General features: G+C 70.6%; 25 protein-coding genes and 1 pseudogene. 7 read left to right on the top strand and 19 right to left on the bottom strand.

Annotation, left to right across the window (positions count from 1 at the left end; all coding sequences use genetic code 11):
• Positions 1-65: 65 nt before the first annotated feature.
• A pseudogene (locus HNR23_RS26650) lies at positions 66-278 on the top strand (hypothetical protein); the annotation flags it as partial.
• A gap of 54 nt (positions 279-332) precedes the next feature.
• Here the strand turns inward: HNR23_RS26650 and HNR23_RS08605 are convergent.
• Both HNR23_RS08605 and HNR23_RS08610 read right to left on the bottom strand, forming a co-directional pair.
• Positions 333-1,784 (bottom strand): amidase, encoded by a 1,452-nt coding sequence (locus HNR23_RS08605; RefSeq protein WP_184074890.1) that lies wholly within the window; start codon positions 1,782-1,784, stop codon positions 333-335.
• 208 nt (positions 1,785-1,992) lie between these two features.
• Positions 1,993-2,649 (bottom strand): VC0807 family protein, encoded by a 657-nt coding sequence (locus HNR23_RS08610; RefSeq protein WP_184074891.1) that lies wholly within the window; start codon positions 2,647-2,649, stop codon positions 1,993-1,995.
• Positions 2,650-2,786: 137 nt separating this feature from the next.
• Here HNR23_RS08610 and HNR23_RS08615 point away from each other — a divergent pair, with 137 nt between their 5' ends.
• Entirely contained in the window at positions 2,787-3,308 is a 522-nt protein-coding gene (locus tag HNR23_RS08615) for a PadR family transcriptional regulator (RefSeq protein WP_184074892.1), read from the top strand.
• A gap of 51 nt (positions 3,309-3,359) precedes the next feature.
• On the opposite strand, the gene HNR23_RS08620 is transcribed toward HNR23_RS08615, so the two are convergent.
• The 6 genes from HNR23_RS08620 to HNR23_RS08645 form a co-directional block, all read right to left on the bottom strand.
• The gene (locus HNR23_RS08620) at positions 3,360-4,514 is read right to left on the bottom strand and encodes an FAD-dependent oxidoreductase (RefSeq protein WP_184074893.1); all 1,155 of its coding nucleotides are present in this window, start codon (positions 4,512-4,514) and stop codon (positions 3,360-3,362) included.
• A 178-nt stretch (positions 4,515-4,692) separates the two neighbouring features.
• Positions 4,693-5,112, bottom strand: a complete 420-nt coding sequence (locus HNR23_RS08625) for a hypothetical protein (RefSeq protein ID WP_184074894.1) — start codon at positions 5,110-5,112, stop codon at positions 4,693-4,695.
• A 2-nt stretch (positions 5,113-5,114) separates the two neighbouring features.
• Positions 5,115-5,558, bottom strand: coding sequence for a hypothetical protein (locus HNR23_RS08630; protein WP_184074895.1), 444 nt, complete (start codon positions 5,556-5,558; stop codon positions 5,115-5,117).
• Positions 5,558-5,815, bottom strand: a complete 258-nt coding sequence (locus HNR23_RS08635) for a hypothetical protein (protein WP_184074896.1) — start codon at positions 5,813-5,815, stop codon at positions 5,558-5,560. Before HNR23_RS08635 ends, HNR23_RS08630 begins: the two co-directional genes overlap by 1 nt.
• Positions 5,812-6,270, bottom strand: a complete 459-nt coding sequence (locus HNR23_RS08640; RefSeq protein ID WP_184074897.1) for a hypothetical protein — start codon at positions 6,268-6,270, stop codon at positions 5,812-5,814. Before HNR23_RS08640 ends, HNR23_RS08635 begins: the two co-directional genes overlap by 4 nt.
• Positions 6,271-6,398: 128 nt before the next feature.
• Positions 6,399-6,731, bottom strand: a complete 333-nt coding sequence (locus HNR23_RS08645; RefSeq protein ID WP_184074898.1) for a hypothetical protein — start codon at positions 6,729-6,731, stop codon at positions 6,399-6,401.
• Positions 6,732-6,930: 199 nt separating this feature from the next.
• Here HNR23_RS08645 and HNR23_RS08650 point away from each other — a divergent pair, with 199 nt between their 5' ends.
• The 3 genes from HNR23_RS08650 (at position 6,931) to HNR23_RS08660 (ending at position 8,301) form a co-directional block, all read left to right on the top strand.
• On the top strand, positions 6,931-7,803 hold the full coding sequence (locus HNR23_RS08650; protein WP_184074899.1) for a helix-turn-helix domain-containing protein: 873 nt from the start codon (positions 6,931-6,933) through the stop codon (positions 7,801-7,803).
• A 7-nt stretch (positions 7,804-7,810) separates the two neighbouring features.
• Positions 7,811-7,999 (top strand): DUF397 domain-containing protein, encoded by a 189-nt coding sequence (locus tag HNR23_RS08655; RefSeq protein ID WP_184074900.1) that lies wholly within the window; start codon positions 7,811-7,813, stop codon positions 7,997-7,999.
• A gap of 113 nt (positions 8,000-8,112) precedes the next feature.
• A complete protein-coding gene (locus HNR23_RS08660; RefSeq protein WP_184074901.1) occupies positions 8,113-8,301 on the top strand; it encodes a DUF397 domain-containing protein in 189 nt (62 codons plus the stop codon).
• 91 nt (positions 8,302-8,392) lie between these two features.
• Here HNR23_RS08660 and HNR23_RS08665 read toward each other — a convergent pair whose 3' ends face one another.
• From HNR23_RS08665 to HNR23_RS08690, 6 genes are all read right to left on the bottom strand, one after another.
• Positions 8,393-9,526 (bottom strand): methyltransferase domain-containing protein, encoded by a 1,134-nt coding sequence (locus tag HNR23_RS08665; RefSeq protein WP_184074902.1) that lies wholly within the window; start codon positions 9,524-9,526, stop codon positions 8,393-8,395.
• Complete coding sequence (locus HNR23_RS08670) at positions 9,523-10,488, bottom strand: MvdC/MvdD family ATP grasp protein (protein WP_184074903.1); 966 nt, start codon at positions 10,486-10,488, stop codon at positions 9,523-9,525. The genes HNR23_RS08665 and HNR23_RS08670 overlap by 4 nt, the downstream gene beginning before the upstream one ends.
• Complete coding sequence (locus tag HNR23_RS08675) at positions 10,488-10,778, bottom strand: hypothetical protein (protein WP_184074904.1); 291 nt, start codon at positions 10,776-10,778, stop codon at positions 10,488-10,490. The genes HNR23_RS08670 and HNR23_RS08675 overlap by 1 nt, the downstream gene beginning before the upstream one ends.
• 58 nt (positions 10,779-10,836) lie before the next feature.
• A complete protein-coding gene (locus tag HNR23_RS08680; protein WP_221308068.1) occupies positions 10,837-11,574 on the bottom strand; it encodes a Fic family protein in 738 nt (245 codons plus the stop codon).
• Positions 11,564-12,253 carry a hypothetical protein gene (locus tag HNR23_RS08685; RefSeq protein ID WP_221308069.1) on the bottom strand — a complete coding sequence of 230 codons (690 nt, stop codon included), beginning with the start codon at positions 12,251-12,253 and terminating at the stop codon, positions 11,564-11,566. The genes HNR23_RS08680 and HNR23_RS08685 overlap by 11 nt, the downstream gene beginning before the upstream one ends.
• Positions 12,254-12,377: 124 nt before the next feature.
• Entirely contained in the window at positions 12,378-14,078 is a 1,701-nt protein-coding gene (locus tag HNR23_RS08690; RefSeq protein ID WP_184074905.1) for a right-handed parallel beta-helix repeat-containing protein, read from the bottom strand.
• A 75-nt stretch (positions 14,079-14,153) separates the two neighbouring features.
• Between HNR23_RS08690 and HNR23_RS08695 the strand changes: the two genes are divergently transcribed.
• On the top strand, positions 14,154-14,996 hold the full coding sequence (locus HNR23_RS08695) for a TetR/AcrR family transcriptional regulator (protein WP_184074906.1): 843 nt from the start codon (positions 14,154-14,156) through the stop codon (positions 14,994-14,996).
• A 13-nt stretch (positions 14,997-15,009) separates the two neighbouring features.
• Here the strand turns inward: HNR23_RS08695 and HNR23_RS08700 are convergent, their stop codons facing one another.
• Positions 15,010-15,528: a winged helix-turn-helix transcriptional regulator gene (locus tag HNR23_RS08700; RefSeq protein WP_184074907.1), complete on the bottom strand. Its 519-nt coding sequence runs from the start codon at positions 15,526-15,528 to the stop codon at positions 15,010-15,012.
• 78 nt (positions 15,529-15,606) lie between these two features.
• Here HNR23_RS08700 and HNR23_RS08705 point away from each other — a divergent pair, with 78 nt between their 5' ends.
• Positions 15,607-16,140, top strand: a complete 534-nt coding sequence (locus HNR23_RS08705) for a PaaI family thioesterase (RefSeq protein ID WP_184074908.1) — start codon at positions 15,607-15,609, stop codon at positions 16,138-16,140.
• A gap of 36 nt (positions 16,141-16,176) precedes the next feature.
• Here HNR23_RS08705 and HNR23_RS27605 read toward each other — a convergent pair whose 3' ends face one another.
• The 4 genes from HNR23_RS27605 to HNR23_RS08720 form a co-directional block, all read right to left on the bottom strand.
• Positions 16,177-16,314 (bottom strand): hypothetical protein, encoded by a 138-nt coding sequence (locus tag HNR23_RS27605; protein ID WP_394353816.1) that lies wholly within the window; start codon positions 16,312-16,314, stop codon positions 16,177-16,179.
• Positions 16,315-16,502: 188 nt separating this feature from the next.
• Positions 16,503-17,933: an FAD-binding oxidoreductase gene (locus HNR23_RS08710; protein ID WP_184074909.1), complete on the bottom strand. Its 1,431-nt coding sequence runs from the start codon at positions 17,931-17,933 to the stop codon at positions 16,503-16,505.
• 197 nt (positions 17,934-18,130) lie between these two features.
• Complete coding sequence (locus tag HNR23_RS08715) at positions 18,131-19,870, bottom strand: serine/threonine-protein kinase (protein ID WP_184074910.1); 1,740 nt, start codon at positions 19,868-19,870, stop codon at positions 18,131-18,133.
• Between the two features lie 129 nt (positions 19,871-19,999).
• Positions 20,000-22,849 carry a cation-translocating P-type ATPase gene (locus HNR23_RS08720; protein ID WP_184074911.1) on the bottom strand — a complete coding sequence of 950 codons (2,850 nt, stop codon included), beginning with the start codon at positions 22,847-22,849 and terminating at the stop codon, positions 20,000-20,002.
• Positions 22,850-22,937: the final 88 nt, after the last annotated feature.

The raw sequence follows: 22,937 nt of genomic DNA on the forward strand, positions 1-22,937 counted from the left end.
CGGGAAGCCGCCCGCCGATCGGCGAACCGGGGTGGGCGGGACCGGAGCGGAGGTCGGCTTCACGGGTGGCGGGGTTGAGGAACATCGGAACGGAACCCCGCTTCAAGCATTTCGCGCCTGTTCGTAGCTTCCGGGGTCACGGCGCGTTCGCTGGCCCCCTCCTCGCCGACCCCAGCGAGGCCCCCGAGAACGCGGTCATCCACCGCGCCGAACAGCTCGGTATCGCTGACCCTGGCTGCCTCGCCGACTACGCCGCCCGTGAACGGACCCGCCTTGACCACGCCGAGGAGATCCGCGACGCATGCGGATTCACGGACGCCCGGTGGTACGCCCTACGTCGGCGCCACAAAGCCGCCGAACTTCTGTTCGAGCAGTTCGGCCAGCCGCAGCTGGGTGCGGTCCTCGAACAGCGGACCGATGAGCTGCACTCCCACCGGCAGCCCCTCAGAGGACCGGCCCGCTGGTAGGGCGGTGGCGGGCAGACCGGGCATGGTGGCCAGACCGGCCCAGACAAGCTGGTCGAAGTACGTGTACTCGTCGCCGTCGATGTCGATCCGGCGTTCCAGCAGATCGGGGTCGTGGTCGTGCGGGAACGCGGGAGTCGGCGTGATCGGGCACACCACGGCGTCGAACTCGGCGAAGAGCTGCCGCCAGCCGTGACGGTGGAGCTCGCGACGGTCGTTCGCCTCGATCCAGTCGCGGTGGCTGAACACCATCCCGCGCAGCCGCGCCGCGTCGAGACTCCGGTCGTCCACGCCCAGTCCGGCGGCGCGGTCCCGCAGCTGCCCGTAGGCTTCGACGGGAAAACGCGCAACGGAGCCGGAGAACAGCAACTGCGTGTAGAGCGTCACGGCTTCGGCCAGGTCGGGCAGCAGGGGAGTGTGCCGTTCGACGTGGGCGCCGCCGTCGACAAGTGCGTCGGCCACCCGGTTCACGCCGTCCCGCACAGCCGACCCGGTCGGAATGAGCGGATGCTCGTCGACGACCAGGACCCGGAAGTCGCCGAGCCGCTCGTGACGTGCGGGCGGCAGCGTCAGGCGGTGCGCCTTGCCGAGCGTCAGAGGGTCCGGTCCGGCCATGACGTCGAGCAGGAGCGCGAGGTCGCGGGCGGTGCGCGCCATCGGACCGACGACGGCGAGGTCGTGGTCGACCGGCAATGGCGGTGCCGACGGCGCGGCCATGCCGCGGGTCGCCGCCAGTCCGAGGGTCGGCTTGTGCGCATAGATGCCGCATAAATGCGCGGGGGTGCGCAGCGAACCGGCGAGGTCGGAGCCGATGGACAGCGCGCAGAATCCGGACGCCAGGGCCGCCGCTGATCCGCCGGAGGATCCGCCCGACGTGCGAGCATGATTCCACGGATTGTTCGTGGCCCCGTAGATCTCGTTGAAGCTCTGGATATCCTGCAGTCCCAAAGGCACATTGGTCTTGCCCAGCACCACCGCGCCCGCGGCCTTGAGCCGCGATACCTGTACCGCGTCCTCGGCCGGCACATAGTCCCGGTGTTGCGGCATGCCCCAGGTGGTGGGCAGCCCCGCCATGTTGTAGGACTCTTTGACCGTCACCGGAATACCGAGTAGCGGCCGGTCCTCGCCGCGGGCGCGCGCCCGGTCGGCACCGCGCGCGGCCGCCCGCGCACGGTCGAAGTCCGGCACACAGATCGCGTTGACCGCTTTGTCGTCGCGCTCGATACGGGCGATCGCCTCGTCGGTCAGTTCCGCCGAGGTGACGTCACCGGCGCGCAAGGCAGCCGCGATTTCTTCTGCACTCTGAAAGGTCCACTCCATGAATGCGACCGTACTGAGCTCTGGCAGAGGTCATAAAATTCCGCTTCGCACAACGGGATAGATATCTCAACTCATCATGGCGCATTCCGGCCGCAGAAGATTCGCCCGACCCTGGCCATGGAATGGAAGGCCAGTCCTCCGCCCCACCGACCCAGAGCGGATCAACCGTCAGGTCGGGTCGCATTGTCTCGGACCCGCGGCTGACGCCTTAGCGCGGGACGTCGTTCCGATTCTCCTCAAGCCCGGGGCCGACCGCCTCTGCGGCGGCGGGCCGGTGGCGGCGGGCGTACCTGAGCGTCCACGCGGCCAGCGCGGCGAACGTCGCCACCATCAGGATCGTGGACAACCCGGCCATGACATCGGCGGGCAGAGTGAAGACCAGCGGGAGCCGGACGATCGACTCGGCCACCAGTCCGAGGCCCCACACCAGGCTCATCGTCGAGAACACGCCGCGGAAACGCGCGTCCACCGACCACAGCCGCTCCCACTCGGCGAGTTTCCGCTCGTCGGCGGCGTTCATCCGCCGGGCGATCGTGTAGATGAGCGGCCGTCCGACGACACACGAACCCAGGAACGCGGTCCCGACGACGGCGGTGGTCAGCGACTCCCGCGCCAGCATCATCCGGGGGTCTCCGGTGATCAGGGAGAGGAGGAGGCCCGTGGCGAAGACCGCGACCATGAGCGCGGCGAACCCGTCGAACCTGCGGTGCCGGGCCGCGATGATCCCGACGCGCAGCAGCGCCGCGGCCGTCCCCGCCAGCAGCGACACGAACACGTCGCAGCCCAGCGCCCGCGCGCCGTAGTACGCGGCGACGGGAAGGCCGACGTCCCAGGCCAGGCCCATGATGAGGGCGCGCGGTCTCACGGTGTGCCTCCGCGGCGGGAGCGCGGCCCGCGCACCTGCGCAGGCACCGGCACAAGGCGGGAGAGGGTGATCGTCATGCCCGCCAACATGACATGTCTATTTTGTACATGTCAACCTAGGACATGTATATTTGAGACATGTCACTCCGCCACGCACTCCTCGGCATGCTGGCCTACGAGCCGTCCAGCGGCTACGACCTGAAGAAACGGTTCGACGGGGACCTGGGGGAGTACGCCTGGCACGCCCCGCACACTCGCATCTACCCCGAACTCGCCAAGCTCGCCGATGAGGGGCTGATCGAGGTCGCCGGCGAGGGCGCTCGCGGACGCCGCACCTATGCGGTGACCGATGCCGGACGCGCCGAGCTCCGCCGGTGGCTGTTCACCCCCCAGGACGAAGGTCCGGCGCGCAACGTGCAGGTCCTGCGCCTGTTCCTGCTCTCGGCACTGGAACCGGACGACGCGCGGCAGCTCCTGCGTATGCACGCCGACGACAGCGACCGCGAGGCACACAAGCTGTCCGAGATCGTGGCCGCCCTCGACGCCGACGCGACGCCGGGCGAGCCTCCGCAGTTCGGCCGCGTCGCCGCCGAATTCGGCCTTCGCATGCACCGCGCACGCCGCGACTGGGCCCGGTGGGCCCTGGACCGGATGGGCTGAGCGCCCCCCGCAACCGCCCTCCGGCCGAGGACGTGGACGTGGCGCGGGCGCTCAGAGCCGGCCGCTGACCCCGCGGATCAGCTTGCCGAACATCCAGGTCACCATGTTCTTGGGCATGCCGGCCGAGGACATGCGCAGCGCCGCCTCGCTCTGGCCCAGGGTGCGCGGGCCGGAGGTCGCGATGCCCTGGGTGGCGGCCGTCGCGGCCAGCACCGCCTGGCGTCGGCGGCCGTTCTCGTAGGCGCTCAGTACCGCGGCCGGGTCGTGCTCGGCGTCGAGGCCGCGCAGCAGTGCGGCGACGTCTTCCAGTGCCTGGCCGGCTCCCTGCGCCAGGATCGGCGGCATCGCATGGACGGCGTCGCCGATCAAGGCGCAGCGGCCGCGATGCCAGTGGAGTGGGGCGTGGTGTCGGCGGTGCGGGAAGAACTCCAGGTCCTTCTCCGACAGTGCGGCCAGCAGTTCGCGCACGGGTGGTGCCCAGCCGGCGTACGTCTCCCGGAGGGCGGCGAGCGCGCGCTCCGGGCTGTCGACGCCGTCGGTCGGCCGCCACCGCAGGTCGATGAGCCACTGGAGCATTCCGTCGCCCGCGGGGTTCATGCCCACCCCGCCCTCGCGGCCGAGGAACAGCAGGGCGCGGGGGCCGATCTCGAACGGCGCCGGGATCAGTCCCTGCCAGGTGGCCGCGCCGGTCAGGCGCGCTTCTGTTCCCGGACCGGGGCCGAAGAGCGCCGTGCGCACCTGGGAGTTCACGCCGTCGGCGCCGATGAGCAGATCGCCCGAGTATTCCGCGCCGTCCTGCGCCTCGACGCGGACGCTTCGCCCGTCGTCGTGGAGGCGGGCGAAGCGGGCACCGAACCGAACGGTCCCTTCCGGCAGGCCTTCGGCGAGTCGGGCGATCAGCGACCTGCGGGGGATCACCATCGTCGGAGAGCCGAAGCGGGCTTCCAACTGCGCGGTGTCCACCACCATGGCGGGGCGTCCTCGGGCGCTGCGGACGTCGATGGCTTCGATGCGCTGTCCTGTCCCGTCCAGCCGTACACCGAGGTCACCGAGGATCGCCGTGCCGTTGTGCCAGAGGACCAGCGCGCAGCCGCCGTCACGCAGCTCGGGTGCCCGTTCGAGCACGGTCACCTCGTGCCCTGCGGCGATCATCCCCCGGGCTGCGGCCAGCCCTGCGATCCCGGCCCCCACGATGAGCACCCGCATGGCCCACACCCTCTATGCGTAGTAGTACTTCCCTATGTAGTACTACATGCTGTAGGAGAAAGGCGTTCGGGGGTGGACTTCGCGACCGATCGGCCCTTGCCCAGGGGGAGCCGCAGGCGCGCTTCCGAGCGCCCGCGGCTCTCATCCTCGGCCCGGTCGGCAGTGCCCGCGCGTCTCGTTACGGCAGAGGGCCGGGCAGCCTTCCGCTTCTCCGTTCACCCGGCGACGGAGCGGGAACAGGTCGCGCCACACACGTCGGCACGGCCGAATGCAGCGCGACACCGGGCTCGGTGCTCCGCCGGCCCTTGGGGCCGGTGAAGCCCCGGGGTTCGATGTACCGCCGGATGAGCAGCACCAGCTCATCGATGTCGGGGGCCTCGTAGTGGCCCGAGGTGGTCAGGGCGTGGTACCGCATGGTGTGTTCGCCCCACCAGATGATGGGGCCGGGGTGGCGGGCCGCCAGGGCGTCGGCTCGCCGGTGCTCGGCGGCGTACTCGGCGCGGCGCCCGCCGTTGAGGGGCTGGTCGGCGGCGCGGGCGGCCCGGCAGGACGGGTGCCGGCACGTCGGGCAGGCCGGTCCGGTGAGGGTCTGCTGCATGCTCACCCCTTCCAATCGGACGGGCGGTGAGCGGAGTAGGTGCGCTCGGTGGTGAGGACGCGCAGGTTCTCCGCTGTGGCCCCGCACCTCGCCCGGCACTTCCGCTGGATTCTCGCGACGGCGACCAGCTCGGCGAGGTAGCCGGGATCGACCAGTTCGCCGCCGCTCAGGCGGGGGGTGATGACCCGGACATGGAAGCATTGTGCCCCGGCGGGCTCGTGGACCGCCTCGACGGTGAACGTGTTGGCCCGGCGCTTGATCGCGATGACCGGCGGGAACGTCTCGCGGTACAGGCGGCGGTGGCGGGTGCCGTCGGCACGGACCTCCTCGGCGCGGTGGACCACGACGTCCCATGATTCCACGCGCTCGATGGCGACTTCGTGGTACTGCGCCCAGGTCTGGAGCGCGGCGAGCGTGAGCGCTTCGCCGGTGCGCATGGAGGCCATCACGACTCCACCTCCTGGACGGCGTCGATGAGGCGGGTGGCCTCGGCACGGGTGAGTCCGCATTCGCGGGTCAGGGCACGGTGCGCCTCGTCGCAGGACGCGCCCAGGCGCACGTTCCGCCCGCCGAGCCCGCGGACGATGAACGGCGCCGAGCTGTGGGGGTCGAGGCGGTAGACGACGGTGATGTCGCCGTGGCGCGCCACTCGGCTCACGGCCTCGCCCGACGGCAGGCGCTGGATGGTGACGGCGACGTTCATCGGTCGCCCCCTGCCCCGAGCCACCGCTCGGCGAGCTCGTCCTGCTCCGCCTTGTGGGCGATCGCAGCCAGGGATGCCTCATGGCGCGCGTCGGCTACCGACTGCTCGTAGTGGTGGGCGAGGACGAAGGGGCGCACGCGCTCCGACGGAGGCACCACGTCAGCGAGCCCACGAGAGGTGCGGTCGAGGAGGAGGCGGAAGATCTCCAGGGTCCGTGCGCTGACGGTGACCCCGGTCGCGAGGTGCTCGGCCTCGTAGACCAGGCGGCCCCGGTCCTCGCCGGTCGAGATCAGCCAGTCGTCGAAGCTGTCGGCGATGTCGGCGAGGTTGTCCAGGTCAGCGTCGTTGAGTGGGAGTTGGGGGTGGATTCGGTCCGAGGAGGGGGCGGCAGACAGCAGCAGCGCCCCCAAGGCAAGCGTGATGAGCGCCCAGATGCGGGCGCTAGTCTGGAACATGTCGATCTCCTGGCTAGGGTCAGATCGGCCGTGCCCCGGGGCGTTCACCGCCGCCGGGGTCTTTCTTGTGTGGGGTGACCCGTCTGAAACGGGTCCCACCGGGTCTCCGCCAGGCGGAGACCCGGAACTCATCGCAGGTCATTGGGTGGCCTGCATCGCTCCGCTTCGCTGGTCGGCATCAGCACCTCGATGTTGCGCCGACTTCTGACCTTCAGACGGTGCTCGGATTGGCTCGCGCGTGCTGCTGCGTAGCCGATGACCTGGTCGGGGTGCGGTCGCGGCGTCTTGGTGCTGCGCACCCAGCAGCCAATCGGGAAGTTCCTGGTCATCTCTCGCCATGTGGTGGCCCGTCGTACACGGTCGATCCGCCGTGCCAGGTCAGTGACCTCCGCGCCGGTCATCTCCCTACCAGCTGAGATCACCGAGTCGTCCGTGACGATGACGTGTGCAGGTGTGCGCATGCTGTCGGCCTCCTGCGCTGCGCGCGCCAACGTGCAAGGTTGGTGCGACATCCGCTGATCCATGGCTCGCATGTGGATGATCTCCTAGTCTTCATAGAAGAACGAGAAGATCGAGTGATATACATCATGAGGGGGATGGCCCGAGTTCACAAGTAAAATCGGGGATTCTCTTATTTTTTTCCCGACTAGACTGGTGCGCATGGCACGCACGCAGTCCTACAGCCCCTCGGTTCGTCGACGGCGCCTCGGCGCGCAGCTCCGGTCGGCGCGCGAGAAGGCCGGCCTCACCCTTGCGGACGCTGCCGAGCGGCTCGACTGGGCCAGAGCGAAGGTCGGACGTGTGGAAACCAGCGAGCTGAGGACCGTAAAGCCAGCCGATCTCGACCAACTTCTGACGCTGTACAACGTCGACGACGAGGCAACTCGCGAAGCCATGCACCAGCTCGCCCGCGAGGCGAAGCAGAAGGGCTGGTGGTGGAAGTACAGGGACGTCTTCGGTAGCGAGCCCCTACCGGACTTCGAGGCTGAGGCGTCGGCCATACGGACCTACCAAATCGCCATCATCCCCGGACTGTTGCAGACACCCGAGTATGCCGAAGCAGTGTTCCGAGGCGGCCGCTACACCTCCCTGGAGCACATCCAGCGCCAGGTGGACGCTCGCATGGCTCGACGCGAGATCCTCACCCGCTTCGACTCGCCGCCACGCCTGTGGGCGATCATCGACGAGGCCGCCCTCAGGCGCCCCATCGGCGGGTGGGACGTGATGGCCACGCAACTGGAGTACTTGTTGCGTGTTGGGCAGCTGCCGAACATCGACATCCAGGTGCTCTCGTTCGAATCGGGAGCGCATGCAGCTCTCGGCGCGGCCTTCACAATCCTGGATTTCCCCGAACCGCTCGATCCCACCATCGTCTATACCGACAACCTCGGTAGCGGCCTGTTCGAGGAGTCGCCCGAGGAGGTTGCCATCCATACGGATACCTTCGCCGAGATCCAGGCAGCCGCTCTCACCACGGTCCAGAGTGCGCAGTACCTCACCGACGTCCTCAAAGGCATCCCGCAAAGAGAGTGACCCAGCAATGAACCCATCACTTGAGTTCCGCAAGAGCAGCTACAGCAACAGAAGCCAGGACTGTGTGGAAGTTGCCGCTCTCAGTGAAAGAGCCAGAGCGATCAGAGACACGAAGCACCGCGAGCGTGGCGCGCTTGTCTTCCCGGCCGCCGAGTGGCGTGCCTTCCTCAACGAAGTGAAGACCGATCGGATCTGATCGCTTCTAAAGAAACGTGTTGGCCCCCTCATCGCGGAGACGAGGGGGCCAACACGCACCAGAGACCTCCGCTGAGAGCGTCGGTCTGAAGCCGACAAGTGCAAGGACCCGAGATGCCCACCCACCTGGTCTTTCGCAAGTCGAGCTATAGCTCGGCCAAGGGACAGGACTGTGTCGAGGTCGCCGACTTGCCCGGTGGCGCGGCTGTCCGCGATTCCCAACACGAGGGGACCGGGCATATCGCCTTTCCGGCCGCCGAGTGGCACGCCTTCCTGACCGAGGTGAAGGCCGACCGCCTGTAGCCCCAAGGTAAGCGAGAACCCGCAGGTCCAGGCCATCCAGCAACCATGCGTCCTCGCTCTCCACCTGGTCGGAGACGTGGTTCGCCGACCGTCAGCGGTCGAGCGTCCGCCCTGGCGCGTCGATCCATATGGTGTGCTGGCCACCCGCAGTCACCGTGACGCCGAAGCGGTCGATGCCGGGGCTGCCCACATCCAGCCAGCGCAGGTACGCGGCCTCGGCTTCGTCCCAGAGCCGTCGGCCGCCGTACTGCGTGACCTCGTACTCGTCGTCCCCTGGTTCGTAGTCGCAGGCCGCCCAAGCCCCCTCAGGCCTGCCGAGCTCGTACAGCGACACCGAGACGGTCCCGTCGCTGGCGCGGATCGGGATGAGCTTGACGTCCGGCACGAGCGCCGTGATCGCCAGTTCGGCACCCTCACCGGCGTCGACGATGCTGCGCGGGTCCAGTCGGGTCGTGGCGGTGACCGCCTGGTCCTCGTGATGCACGGTGAAGCGCATCTCCGCGCGCTGATCGCGGAGCATCATGTACCCGGCGCGCCCGTGGAACCGCCCATGGGCCGCTCCACCGGCCACTGTGAGCCGAACGATCCACCCGAAGTCGTACCCGGGCTGCCACGGCACAACGATGACACCGCCGGGACGGGTCTGGGCGACCCAAGCGCCCGGGATGCGCCGTACCGCGCAGGTGGCGTGAACCCGGTCATAGGGGGCGCCGTCGAGCCATCCGTCGGCGCCGTCGCCGACGACCAAGCGTGGGGCGTAGCCGACGCGCTTGAGGTTGGCCTCGGCCTGCCCGGCTACGGCGGGATCCACCTCGATACTGGTGACGTTGTGTTCGCCCACGCGCGCCGCCAGGACCGCGGCGGTGTACCCGGTTCCGGTGCCGATCTCCAGGACGCGGTCGTGGTCGCGGGGAGCGAGCATGGCGAGGAATGCGAAGGCCACGCCGGGTGCGGAGATGGAGCTGGAGGGCTGGGCGCGGCGGAGGTCCACCTCGGCCGGGTCGGTCTGTTCGTCGTCCCACTGGGTGATGACCGCGGTGTCGGAGAACACCGCGTGGCGCCACTCGTCGGGGCGGGCGTGCCGGTCGATCGCGTACCGCCCGCCGTTCGCCGGGCCGGCGACCCCGACGTCGGGAACGAACACGTCTCGGGGAACGGCCAGCATCGCCTCGCGCAGGGGGCCGGTCAGCCCTAGGAGGTCGGCGAGGTCTTCGGCTCGGCTCATGCGCGCTCCAGAAGATCGGCGATGGCGGCGGGGATGGGCAGGCCGGTGCGGCGGGCGATCCACCCGAACTCGCCGTTCTGGTTGGTCTCCAGGAACACGAACCGGCCCGAGAGGTCGTTGTAGATGAGGTCGGCTGCGCCGTAGACCAGGCCGAGCCTTCGGTGCAGGTCTACCAGGCCGGCCGACACAGCGTCGGGCAATTCGAAGACGGAGTGGCGCAGAGAGTCGTAGTCGGAGCGCCAGTCCTCCTGAGCCTGCGGACTGTCGGTGTCGATGCGCGCAGCGAACACGCGCTCGCCGACGACCGTTGCACGGACCGCGAAGCCCAGCGGCACGCGTTCCTGGAACATCTGGGCGGTCAGCGACAGCCGCGGATCGAGCAGGTCGTCCGGGTCCTCTATCGGCGTGGTGTACATCAGCCGGAGCCGGCCTTCGTCGGCGTGCCACACGCCGGACAGCGGCTTGTAGACGATGGGTCGGGCGAGCTGCTTCGCCCAGTCGTGCGCGGCCTGCGGGTCGGAGGTGACCAGCGTGTCCGGCACGGGTAGCCCGGCCTCGGCCGCCGCGGCGAGCTGGGCCGGTTTGTACTCGGCGCGGGACGCCGCGACCGGATCGTTCACCCACAGGCAGTCGCCCAGCGCAGCGAGCACACCGCCGAAGCCGCGGCGGGCCTCCCCGTAGGCGAACGCCCGTTCGGGGGCGGTCATCCGCCCGTCGAGCACGAACTGTGAGGCGCTGCGGCGCCACACCGCGCGGATCTCGCCGAGCTCGATCCGCCTGCCGTCGCTGGTGGTCAGGGTGCCCGACCATCGGCCGCCGTCCTTCAGGCGGGCCGCCATCGTCAGCTTTCGGGGGAAGGCCGAGGGAGTCAGCCGGGCGACGGCCATGCCGCGCCCCTCCAGTTCATCGGCCACCAGGTCGGCGACAGTGTCTGAGGGGTGGGCGAGGATAAGGACGGACATCAGTCCTTGTCCCAGTCTTCGGGGTTCTGGTTGTCCTGGCCGCCGCCGGTGGTGAACTCGCTGGTGTCCGCGCCGCGCTTGCCCGCGCGAGGCTTCGGGGTGTGGAGGAACCTCAACCCCCATGGGCGTGCTGCGGAGGCGGGCTCGTCGATCTTCAGGCGTTGGTGCGGCCGCGGGTCCATGGGGAAGATGTCACCGGCGCGGAAGTCGATCCCGCGCGATTCCCCGTCGGGCGAGTGGGTGATCAGATCGAGGTCTTCGGTCGGTCGGGGCGGCGTCTGCTCGCTCACCGCGCCTCCAGCGATCGGAAACGGAGTGGGAGAACCGTAACTCCATGCTCGCTGTGTGTCATTGCCATGGCCGGAGGCGGTCATGACTGGACCGAAGGCCGTCGGGGCCGGGGTTCGGCATCCGATCGGACCCGCCGCCGCGGCAGGGCAGGTCGCATCCGTGGTTCTTCTCTGCGGCCCGTCGGCGTGTGGCCCGGACCAGGACACCGACGAGGTGCGCCAGGTCGGCGGCTCCGTCCGCGTCGTCCGCATAGCGTGTGCTCTGGAGCGGGCCGACCCGGTCCAGCAGCACACCCTCTCTCACCAGCACGAAATCCAGGGCCAGGAGGACCGCGCGGCCGTTGCCGTCGGTGAACGGGTGGAAGAACGCGACGTCCAGGTAGGCGCGTGCCGCACGGGCCGGAAGCGGGACAGCGGTGTCGGTGCTCTCATGGAGACACCGTTCGATGTCCGCGCGCGTGCGCGGCGTCAGCCCGTAGCGCTCCCGCCCGGCCTTCGCGTAGGCGTCGCCTTCGCGGAACCCCGCCTCGTGTACGCCGAGGACGTGTCGCTGCCAGCGGGACATGAGATCGAACGTCAGGGGCGCCTGCCGTCGGGCGTCCTCCCGGGCCGCGGCGAGTGCGGACAGAAGCCGGTCGGCCCGCGCCGGGTCGCGGCGGCGGACCGGGCCGTCGAACCAGCTCGCCGCGCCGTCGACGGCTCCCATGACCGGGGTGTAGGGCGCTGCCGGAGCGGCCCTCGGCCAGTCCACCTGCCGACGGGCCCGCTGCCAGGCGGCCAGGGCGTCATCGGTCACGGTAGGGCCACCGCCCGCTCACCCGCGTCGCCACTCTCTCACCCACCGAGTCGACGACGGTCTGCGCAGGCCTGGACCAGCTCTCGAAGCGCCCGCCGATCGCCGCGTCGACGGCCGCCTCGGCTTCGGCGCCGTCCACGCCGACGGAGCCGAGGAACCACTCCAGCACCTGCGAACAGTGTCCGTACCAGCCGCTTTCCGCCTCGGTCCGGTCCACGACGACGGTCACCAGCCGGACGGCAGCTCGTTCGAGGTGCCAGCTGCGGTCCGCAGCGTCGGCATCGGGCGGCGGAGCCAGTTCCGCGAAGCGGTCGGCGAGCTCCTCCAGCCACTCGCGCCACTCCAGCAGCGCATCCACCACCCGCGCGGCGGTCTCCTCGGGTTCGCCGATGGAGTGCCCGGCGCAGCACCAGCTCGTCACGACGCCGCCGTCTTTGTCGCCCTCTCCGATCGACCGGTTCCAGTCGTCGGCCCATCGGCCGTAACGCGTCATCAGGAGGGCGCTTACCGCATCGGTGAGGCGGTACCCCGCCCTCCTGTCCGACCCCGCCTGCGGCACGAGGGGGATGATCGCGGCCATGAGGCTGGCCGCCTCGGCGTCGTCCCACTCGAAGGGGTTCTGGGCCGGATCGACATCCGGCCACGTCAGTTGGGGTGGACTCGGACACAGATCGGCCAACGTGAGGTGCTCCCAAGCGCGGGTGGTTTCGAACGGCGAAAACGCTACTACGCGGGCGAAGACGTCCTCGCCCGCACAGCCCGCGCTTCTCCCATGGGTTTGCCCGCACCCGGGCGGGCGCCGCCTACCGCTGCCGCGCCGGGCGTGGGCCGCAGGTGGCCAGTATGTCGGCCACCTGCGGGGCGTCCTCGATGGCCTCCTTCGGCAGGACCGTGTTGTCGGCCAGTGTCACGCCCGGCGGAGCCTCGCCAGGGTCGGCGTCGAAGACGTTGCCGATGAACGCCACGTGCTCCAGCGGCGGCCACACGTTCAGCACGATCGGCGCGTCGGCCCGGTAGACGGCGTTGCCCTGGACGGTGACCCAGGCCGCGCCGTAGTCGGTGTAGAGGCCGAAGTTGTACGGGGTGACGGTGTCGCGGACGACGTTGCCGCGGACCAGGGCGCCGCTGGCGTAGGAGTCGCCCTGCGGCCCGGAGATGTAGATGCCGCCGCCGTCGGCGAGGACCTGCATGGTGTCGTGCACGAGGTTGTCGAGCACCTGGGTGCCGCGGCCCGCGTTCGCGGTGATGCCGACGTGCGGGACGTCGTTGACCCGGTTGCGGGCGATGACGGTGTCGACGGCGCCGGAGACCACGACGGCCGGTGAGCCGCGGTAGTCGCGGCCGATGCCGTGGATGTGGTTGTCCTCGACGCGGTGCCCGCGCGCGCCCGCGCCGATCACCAGCCCGCCCGCGGCCGCGTCGGTGATCTCGCTGTGGCGCACCGCGTTGTCGGAGCCCTGGCCGCGGAACTCCAGCGCGACCCCGCCCAGGCGGGTGAACCGGCAGCCTTCGATCACGACGCGGGTGGAGTCCTCGATGAGCACGTTTCCGGGAATGCTCTCGGCCTCGGCGGGGACCGTCACCTGCCCCTGGTGCGGCTCCTCGCCCAAGGCCACGGTCATCAGCTCGCCGCCGTCGTGGAAGGCGTTGCCGTGGTAGTGCAGGAAGCCCCCGGGTCCGCTGGGCCGGTGCCAGGTCGCCTCGGCGAAGGTGATGCCGCGGAAGGCGATGTCGTGGACGCCTCGGGCGTGCAGCAGCGTCTCCAGCACGGGCGCGACGACGCCGGCCGGTTCCTCGCCGTTCCGCGGGCGGTAGTGGAGGGTGCCTCCGGCGGTTGCGAAGGTGCAGTCGGTGAGGAAGGCGGGGCTGTTCTCGGCGGAGGTGGGGGCGTCGGCGCCGTAGAACTCGCCGCTGTCGGGGCCGTTCCCGGGCATGACCGCGTGGTAGGCGCGTACGGCGCGGTCGAACGCGGGCTGCGCCATCGCGATGGCGGTCGAGTCCCCGTTCGCGGAGGTGTCGGCGACCGGGCACCGGGCCTCGGTCCAGGGGTAGGCGCCCCGGTAGACGAGCTCGACATCGCCTGACCAGGACTGCGGCGCTGCCCCCTCGGCGGTGTACCCGTCCGCTGTGCGGACGAGCCCGTGCGATTCGACGTTGACCGCCGCCCGCTCGACCCGACGTCCGGACGCGTACAGCTGGCGGGGTGCCGCGCCGGGGGTCGGGGCCTGCCAGGTGCCTCCGGTGTCCGCGTGCCAGCCGTCTACCGGCCGGCCGCCGCTGATGACGACCTCCTCCTGGTCTGCGGTGCCGTAGCCGTAGGCCTGGTAGACGACGCCGGAGTGCTGCGGGGACATGCGGAAGGTGTCGGCGAGGCGGTAGGTCCCCGCCCTGAGGTGGACGATGGTGCCGGGGGCGGCCGCGTCGCGGGCGCGTTCGAGGGTCGCGAACGGCCGCTCGAACGTGCCCGGACCCGAGTCGTCGCCCGAAGGATCGACGAAGATCATCAGGAACACCCCACCCTCTCGATTGTGTACGACGTATACTGTCAGTGGACAGCATACACACGACGATGGGAACCCATGCCGGATCCGGAGCGCAGTACCGATCTGCTGTGGGGCGAAAGGCCCCGCCGTGGCCTCAGCCTCGGCCGTATCGTTCGCGCTGCGGTGGAACTCGCCGACACCGAAGGGGTGGCCGCGGTGTCGATGCGGCGCCTGGCTGAGCGGCTCGGCTACACCACCATGGCGCTCTACCGCCACGTCCCCGGCAAGGCGGAGCTGCTGGCCCTCATGCGCGATGAGGTACTGGGGGAGTCGGCGGCGGAGCCCGGGGCCGTGCGGCGCGCCACCGGGTGGCGCGCGGAACTGGAGGCGTGGGCGCGTGAGGGGATGGCGCTGCACGAACGCCACCCCTGGCTCGCGGAGACCGGCGATGCGCGCCAGGTGCCCGGGCCCAACGCCGTGGCCGGTTTCGAGCACGGGCTGAGCATCGTCGCGCAGACAGGCCTGCCCCCCGCGCAGGTGGTCGCGGCGGTCAACCTCGTCGGCGGCTTCGTCGAGAGCACTGCCCGGCAGGCGGCGGCAGCGGCCCGCGCCCAGGAGCGGACCGGGGTCAGCGACGAGGAGTGGTGGAGCGGGCGCGACTCGCTCTTCGCCCACCTGGACCACCGCTACCCGACGCTGAACCGCCTGTACCGGGAGGGGGCCTATGACGCGCCGCCGGACCCCTTCGAGTTCGGCCTGCAGCGGGTGCTCGACGGAGTCGAGGCCCTTATCTGTGATGAAAGGCGTGACGAAAAGGAGTGTGGGGCGTGCGGTCGGCCCGTCGCCGTCGGACCCGCGGGGCGGCCTCGGGAGTACTGCTCGCGCGCGTGTCAGCAGCGCGCCTACCGCAAGCGCAGGGGAGAGGCCACCAAGGGCTGAGCCGCGCGGGGCCTCACTCGGCCGACGTGCCTTCGCTGTCCTGCTGTTTCCGCCGGTCCTGAGGATCGCCCATCTGCGCCCCGGGCTGTGCGGGCTCGCGGGGCACGGCCCGCAGGCCCTCTCCGGTGTCCGGGATGCGGTGGCCGTATTCGCAGTTCAGTGTGGTGCTTATTCGGCCTCCGCAGTCCGCGTGGCGCAGCTGCAGCGGCGGCCCTTCCGGCCCGGCGAGATGGCGGTCGCCCCACTGCATGAGGGCGGTCAGCACCGGGCGCAGCTCGCGTCCGGCGTGGGTCAGCTCGTACTCGTTCCGGGGGCGGGCACCCTGGTCCCGGTACTCGGTGCGGCGGAGGATGCCCGCCTCCACCAGGCGGCGGAGGCGCTCGGTGAGCACCGCGCGCGGCGCCCCGGTGTGCTCGTGGATCCGGTCGAAGCGGCGCACACCGAGGAAGACCTCGCGCAGGACCAGCAGCGACCAGCGCTCCCCGACCACCTCCAGGGTCCGGGCCACCGAGCAGTCGCGGGGCTGGGGCATGGGGTGTCCTCCTCTGCTTCAGGAACCGTTCGCATCTTCTGGGTTCGCTTTTTGAACTCAAATGGTACGCTGCGTGCCATGAGCGACCAAGACACGCCCGCAGCGCCGCAGGGATGGGGCGAGCCCCGGACCAAGACCGTCACGTGGCACGACCCGTTCGCCACGGCACAGGCCGGAGCGCAGATGCCCGGCCTGGACTACCTGCGGGCCGTGGCGGCCGGCGAACTCCCGCCCCCACCCATCAGCACCCTGCTCGGCAACGGCTTCACCGAAATGGTGGTCGAGAAGGGCGAGGTGTCGATGGCGTGCGTGCCCGACGAGTCGGTGTACAACCCCATCGGCCTCGTCCACGGCGGCGTGGTGTGCACGATGCTCGACTCCGTTATCGGATGTGCGGTGCACACCACCCTGCCGGTCGGGAGCGGGTACAGCTCGATCGAACTCAAGGTCAACTACCTCAGGCCGATCCACGCCAACAGCGGCGAGATCCGCGCCCGCGGCTGGGTCACCAAGCCGGGCAAGCGCGTCGCGTTCGGCGAGGGCGAGGTCACCGACGCCGCGGGCAAGGTGCTCGCCACAGCGTCCGGAAGCTGCCTGGTCTTCGAACTCTGAGACGAAGCCTTCCCCGCTCCCGCACACGTCTTCCATTCACGCCGTGCGTGCCGCGCAGGGCGCTGCTGGCCGCAACGAACCCAGAGCGCGCCCGAACGCCTGCTCGACAACGGCCTCGGCATTCCGACCGCTGGGTGCCGCTGCGCGCCAGGCGATGAATCCGTCCGGGCGGATGAGAGCAGCCCCTCAGTCGGTGGTTCCGAACGCGGTCGCCCATCGTCCCTCGGGATCCACGAGCAATGGCACACTGGCAGGCGCGATGTCTCCCTCGCCACAGACGCAGTAGGCCGCGACGGGAGGTCCGTTGCGTCAATCATTCGATAGAAGGATCCGGAGAGGGCGCCCGAAGGCGCCCCCGGGCGTCAGCCGGAAGCGGGCTCCGCCGACGGCCCGGCATGCGGCGCGACGTTGTGGTTCATCCGGAAGGTGTTGGCCGGGTCGACACGGGCCTTGAGCGCGGCCAGGCGGGTGCGGTCCCCCGGGTCGTAGGCAGCGCGGACCCGCTCCGGTGAAAGGCGCTCGCCATCGCCGAAGACGAAGTTCAGACTCGTGCCCATCGCCCACGGCGCGGCCTGCTCCAGAACCCGCCGGTGGACCGCCCGCACGACCTCGCGCTCACCAAGCGGCGACAGGATGGTCAGCAGGTAGCGGGCCGCGCGGTGGCCCACCGCGCTGGGCGCGGCAGGCGGCCCCGCCAGCGCGCCGCCCAGGTGGCGGATCCCCATGACGCACATGACCGGCGCGTCCGGACCGGTCAGCTCGGCGATGGGCCGGACCACCGACGCGTCGAGCCGCTGCAGCATGGCGTTGTCCCCGCAGTAGGCGTGTGGCGTGTCCGGCTCCTCATAGATAGCGCCCGACGCGGCATAGGGCATCTCCGCCAGGGTGTCCTTGAGCCGCGGCCCGACCGCGCGCAGCGGCGCGACCAGCTGCTCGCCCTCGGCCGCCGTGCCCGTGAAGGCGATGCGGACCTGGGCGACGTGGCGCCCCCGCAGGTGGTCGGGCAGTCCGGGGACATCGGGGTAGACGACCGTCGCCACCGATGAGGTCATCTCCTCGGGCAGCGACCGGGTCCACTCCAGGTAGGCGTGCAGGACCTCCTCGACGAGGCCACCGTCGAACACCATGCTGCCGCCGAAGATCCGCTCGACCGGAACCAGGCCGACCTCCATGCCGGTGACCACACCGAAGTTGTCCCGCCCGCCGCGCAGGGCCCAGAACAGGTCAGGGTCGCTATCGGCCGTGACATGGCGCAGGCGAGCGTCGGCACCGACGACGTCGATGGAGCGCACGTGGTCGGCCGCGTACCCGTATCGGCGGGCGAGGTGCCCCAGGCCGCCGCCGAGGGTGTAGGGGACGGCGCCGACGCCGGGGCTGGAACCGTTCAAAGGCGCCAGGCCGTGCCGGGCCGCCTCGGCGACCACCTTCTCCCAGCGCACACCTGCCCCCAGCCGCGCCGTGCGGGTGTTGGGGTCGACATGGACAGCGTCCATGCGCCGGGTGGAGATCAGCACCCCGCCCTCGGCGGCGAAGGGGGCGCCGTGGCCCCCGGCCCGGACGGCGACGGGCAGGCCGCGTTCGGCTGCGTGGCCAACTGCCGCGCTCACATCGTCGGAGCCGGTGGCGCCGACGATCACGGCCGGCCGCAGCTGGAACGCTGTCTGGAAGCCGGAGCGCTCCTGCTCGAAGCCGTCGTCTCCGGGGCGGAGGACCGGGCCGAGCACCCGCTCGGCCAGGGTATCGATGGTCGTGGTGGAGGGGGTGGAAGCGGGCGTCCCCGTGTGGTTCGTCATCGGTGCTGGATGTCCTCGTCTCGCGTGTCGATGGGGACGGCGGCCGAGCCGATGAGGCGCTGCGCCGCCGCTCGCCCGGCGTTCGAGGTGAGGGTCCCGCCTTAAGTTGCCAACAACCGTCATATTTTCTGCGGAGTTGTCCGGGAGCCGAGCGCGCGCCCTTGAGCCCGCGGCGCCCCCCGGTCAAGGGGGCGGTCTTACAGCAGCCCCGGCCACCAGTCGGACCTGCACCCCTCCCCGGAGGCGGACCCCTCGGCCTGTGAATATCCGCTCCGCCCGGCGGAGTCCGCGCTCGATATGCCGGTCCCGGCGGCGATCTCGCGGAGCCGTCCGTCACTGCGCATCCGGGCCATGGTCCGCTCCACGGCGCGGCGCAGGGACCGGTCGTCCGGCGGGAACATCATCTGGTAGTACCACTCATGGACCCGCGCCTCCTCCTGATACCAGAGGATGCGTTGCCCCGGACGACTGATCGACCGCCGCACATCGGGCGCCGCGAACTGCACCGACGACCGGCAGCCGATGCCGGTGGCCTGGTAGCCGATGTCGGCCTTCCCGGAGGCGACCGCGTTGCTGGCGTTCTCGTAGCCCGCCTCGTCTTCCACCACTGGTACGAGATCCAGGTCGGGCAGCCCCAGGTCGGCGAAGACCGCGCGGGTCAGCTCGGGGTAGTAGCCGGTGAGTTCGCCGTCGTCCGTCCACGACAGCGGCCGGTTGTCCGGGAGGAAGGCGACCGCGATGTGGCCGCGCTCGGCGATCCGGTCCAAGGCGGCGACATGCGTCCACCTGACCCACGCCACCCCGGCGGCCAGGGCGATCAGCAGAGGCACCAGTGTGAGCACCGCCGGGGTCCGGAACCTTCGTTTCCGGACCCCGGGATCGGGCGCATACCCCTGCTTCGGCCTGCCGACCCGCTGCCTGAAGGGAATGCGGGGTTGCGGCCGGGGCGGCCGCTGCTCGTCTCGACGGGGCGCGGGGGAGAGGGTGGCACGGAGGAGCCTCCGGGTGGCGGTGGTGGCGCCGGAGACCCCGCGCAGTCCGCGGATCCCGTCCAGCACGGCCGTGGTCGGCCACGGCCTCTGCCCTCGTGCGGGTTCGGGGTGAGGCGCGGACAGCCCGGGTGGGGGCCATACGGCCTCACCGGACTCCAGCTCGGCGAGGATGTCCGCCGGTGTCGGGCGCCGCGCCGGGTCGCGTTGCCAGCAGTCCCGCACCAGGTGGCGCAGAGCGCCGGGCAGCCCGGCCAGGCCAGGGGTGGGACCGGTGAGGCGTCGCACCGTCTCGGCCAGGGAGCCGGCGGCGAACGGGTTGGCGCCGGTCGCCGCGAAGACGAGCACCGTTCCCAGCGAGAAGACGTCCGAGGAGGGGCCGACCTGCCCGCCCTCGGCCTGCTCCGGCGACATATAGGCCAGCGTGCCCACCAGTTGCCCGGCGCCGGTGACCGCGTCGGCGCCGACGGGGCGGGCGATTCCGAAATCGATGATCCGCGGGCCGTCGGCCGCGACGATGATGTTGGCGGGTTTGAGGTCGCGGTGGACCAGACCGCACGCGTGGATCGCGTTCAGGCCCTCGGCCAGGCCGATCGCCAACGCCTGCACCGACGAGGCCGGGAACGGCCCGTGCCGGGCCACCGCCTCCTCCAGCGGCGGACCGGGAATATAGGCGGTGGCGACCCACGGCGGATCGGCGTCAGGGGCGGCATCGATCACCTGGGCGGTATAGAACCCGCCCACCCGCTGCGCAGCGTCGACCTCCCGGACGAAGCGGGCCCGGAAATCGGCATCGCCCAGGTGTTCGGGGCGGATGACCTTGACGACGGCCCTGCGGTTGCCGGGGGTGCGCGCGAGGTAGACCAGGCCCATTCCGCCGGCACCCAGCCGTCCGAGCAGGCGGAACCGGCCGATGCGTCGGGGATCACCGGGCTGTAGGGGCTGCATGCCGTATCCGCCTCCGCCGTCGGGGGGTTGCCGACAGCAGGAATTATCGACGACCCCGTCGGCGGGCGGAAGCGGTCCGATTCTCGCCGCGGGTGATCGAGGCGGCGTCGGAGGCATGCACGGGGGTGCTCACCCCTGCGTGTGCGGCGAGGCCCCCGCCTCAAGTTGCCGGCTTCCTTCCCTTCTGATGAGCAGCCGCTTGTGGATGGCGATCACCACTCCGGCGAGCAGGGCCACCGCGATGATCCGCAGCCAGGTCTCGACATCGATCGGGGCGGTGTAGAACAGCAGGTTCATGCTCGGCACGTAGGTGAAGAGGAGCTGGCCGATCACCTGCAGGCTGATGCCGAACATGATCCAGGGGTTGCTGAACGGGCCCAGCTGGCGTACCGACCGGGTCAGCGACCGGCAGCTGAGCAGGTAGACGATCTTCACCGCGATGAACACGTTCACCGCGGCCGTGCGCGCCTCGTCCAGCCCCTTGCCGTCGGCCAGCTGCCACTCGAACATCAGCCAGGCGGCGCCGACGAGCAGCGTGGCCACCAGCAGCATGCGCCCCACCACCGCCCGGCCGACGAGCGGCTCCTTGGTGTCGCGGGGCGGCCTGCGCATGATGCCCTCTTCCTTGGGCTCGAAAGCGAGCATGAGCCCCAGGCACAGCGCCGTGGTCATGTTGATCCACAGGATCTGGGTGGGCATGATCGGCAGCGATGCGGCGATCATGACGGCGATGAGGATGATCAGTCCCTCACCCATGTTGGTGGGAAGCGTCCACACGATGTACTTGGTGAGGTTGTCGAAGACACCGCGCCCCTCCTCGACGGCGGCCTCGATGGTGGCGAAGTCGTCGTCGGTGAGGACCATGTCGGAGGCTTCCTTGGCGACCTCCGTACCGCTCAGCCCCATCGCGATGCCGATGTTGGCCTGGCGCAGCGCCGGGGCGTCGTTGACCCCGTCCCCGGTCATGGCCACCTGGTGGCCGTGGGCCTGCAGCGCCTCGACCAACTGGAGCTTCTGGCCGGGGGAGACGCGGGCGAACACGCGGGCGCGGTCCACAGCATCCGGGTACTCCTCCTCCGACAGGGCTTCGAGGTCGGCCCCGGTGAGCACCTGCCCGGGGCGGTCCCCGTCGAGAAGGCCGAAACGCTCGGCGATGGCCGAGGCGGTCGTCGCGTGGTCGCCGGTGATCATCCGCACCGAGATCCCCGCGGTGCGGCAGGCCTCGACCGCGCTGATGGCGGCCTCACGCGGCGGGTCGAGCATGGCCTGCAGGCCGGTGAACACCGCGTCCTGGGCCCAGGACGCGTCGGCGCCCGGTGTGGCCGTGTCCACGTCACCCGCTCCCTCGGCTGCCAGGTCCGACACACCGTTCCCGCTGTCGGGGTCGAATACCGCGGGGTCGTCGATGGGGCACCGCGCCGTCGCCAGGACCCGCAGCCCCTGGCGCGCCAGGTCGTCGGCGGCGCTCAGCACCGCGTCGCGGTCCAGCGGCCGCGTGGTTCCGTCCGCCCCCATCTCCTGGTCACATATCGCGAGCAGGCGTTCGACCGCTCCCTTGACCAGCACGACGTGCTCGCCGGTTTCGGCCTCGCGGTGCAGGGTGGCCATGTACCGGCGCTCAGAGCTGAAGGGGATCGTCGCCAGGCGCGGGTAGGCGTCACCGATCCCCTCCCAGGGGAGCCCCGCCTTGGCGGCGGAGACGAGCAGGGCGCCCTCGGTGGGGTCGCCGATGAGCGAGCAGCGTTCGCCCTCGCAGGTCAGGGTGGCATCGTTGCAGGCGGCCCCGGCCAGCAGACTCCAGCGCAGCGCGGTGTCGACTTCCGGTTCCGACACGTCCACCGCGGCACCGTCGGTGTCCCCGACACGACGCACCTCACCGTTGACGGCGTAGCCGGCCCCGGTCACCTCGTAGGCCGTGTCCGGGGTCCACACCGCCCCGACCGTCATCTGGTTCTTGGTGAGCGTGCCGGTCTTGTCGGAGCAGATCACGGTGGTACTGCCGAGCGTCTCGACCACGGGCAGCCGCCGGGTCACCGCACGGCGCCGCGCCATCCGGGCCACGCCGATGGCCAGCGTGATGGTGACGACGGCCGGAAGCCCCTCGGGGATCGCGCCGACGGCCAGAGCGATCGCCGCGGTGAAGGTCTGCAGGAGTTCCTGCTGGTGCAGCATGCCGACGCCGAAGGTGAGCGCGGCAAGGACCAGGATCGCCACGGTGAGGATCTTGCTGAAGTGGGTGAGCTTGCGGGTGAGCGGGGTGGCCAGCAGTTCCGCCTCGCCGACCAGCCGGTGGATCTCGCCGAGCTGGGTGTGCGCACCGGTGGCCACGACGACGCCGCTGCCCCTGCCGGCCGTCACCAGAGTCCCGGAGTGCAGCATGTTGTCGCGGTCGGCCACGGGCGTCGTGTCCGGCAGCACCGCGCCGTCCTTCCCGCACGGGACGGACTCGCCGGTCAGCGCCGACTCGTCGACGCGCAGCTCCTCCAGGCGGGCCACCCGGATGTCGGCGGGCACCATGTCGCCGGCGTCCACCATCACCAGGTCGCCGGGGACCAGGTCCTCGGCGGGGACCGACTGCTCGCGGCCGTCGCGCACCACCCGGGCCTCGGTGCGCAGCATCGATCGCAGGGCGTTGAGCTCGGCTTCGGCCTTGGACTCCTGGATGAAGCCCACGATCGCGTTGACGACCACCACTCCGAAGATCACGGCGGAGTCGACGTGGGCGTCCATCACCAGGGTGACGATGCCGGCGACGATCAGGACGTAGATGAGCGGGTGGTGGAACTGGTGGAGTATGCGCATCAGCAGGCCCCGGCCGCCCGTCGTGGGCAGCTGGTTGGGGCCGTAGCGTTCCAGCCGCTCTGCGGCCTCGGCGGTAGCCAGTCCGCGTTCCGCGTCGGTGGCGAACCGCTGGACGACCTCGCCGGTCTCCTGCGCGTGGTAGGCGTCGGACTGTTGAGACGAGGCGGACACGTGCATGATTCCACCCAAGGATGAAACGAAGTCGCAGGCCAGGGCCGTTGGTCCCGTCCGAAAGGGAGAGAACTCCGTTTGCGGGAACGCCCCG

It is taken from the genome of Nocardiopsis mwathae, assembly GCF_014201195.1.
Lineage (GTDB): Bacteria > Actinomycetota > Actinomycetes > Streptosporangiales > Streptosporangiaceae > Nocardiopsis_C > Nocardiopsis_C mwathae.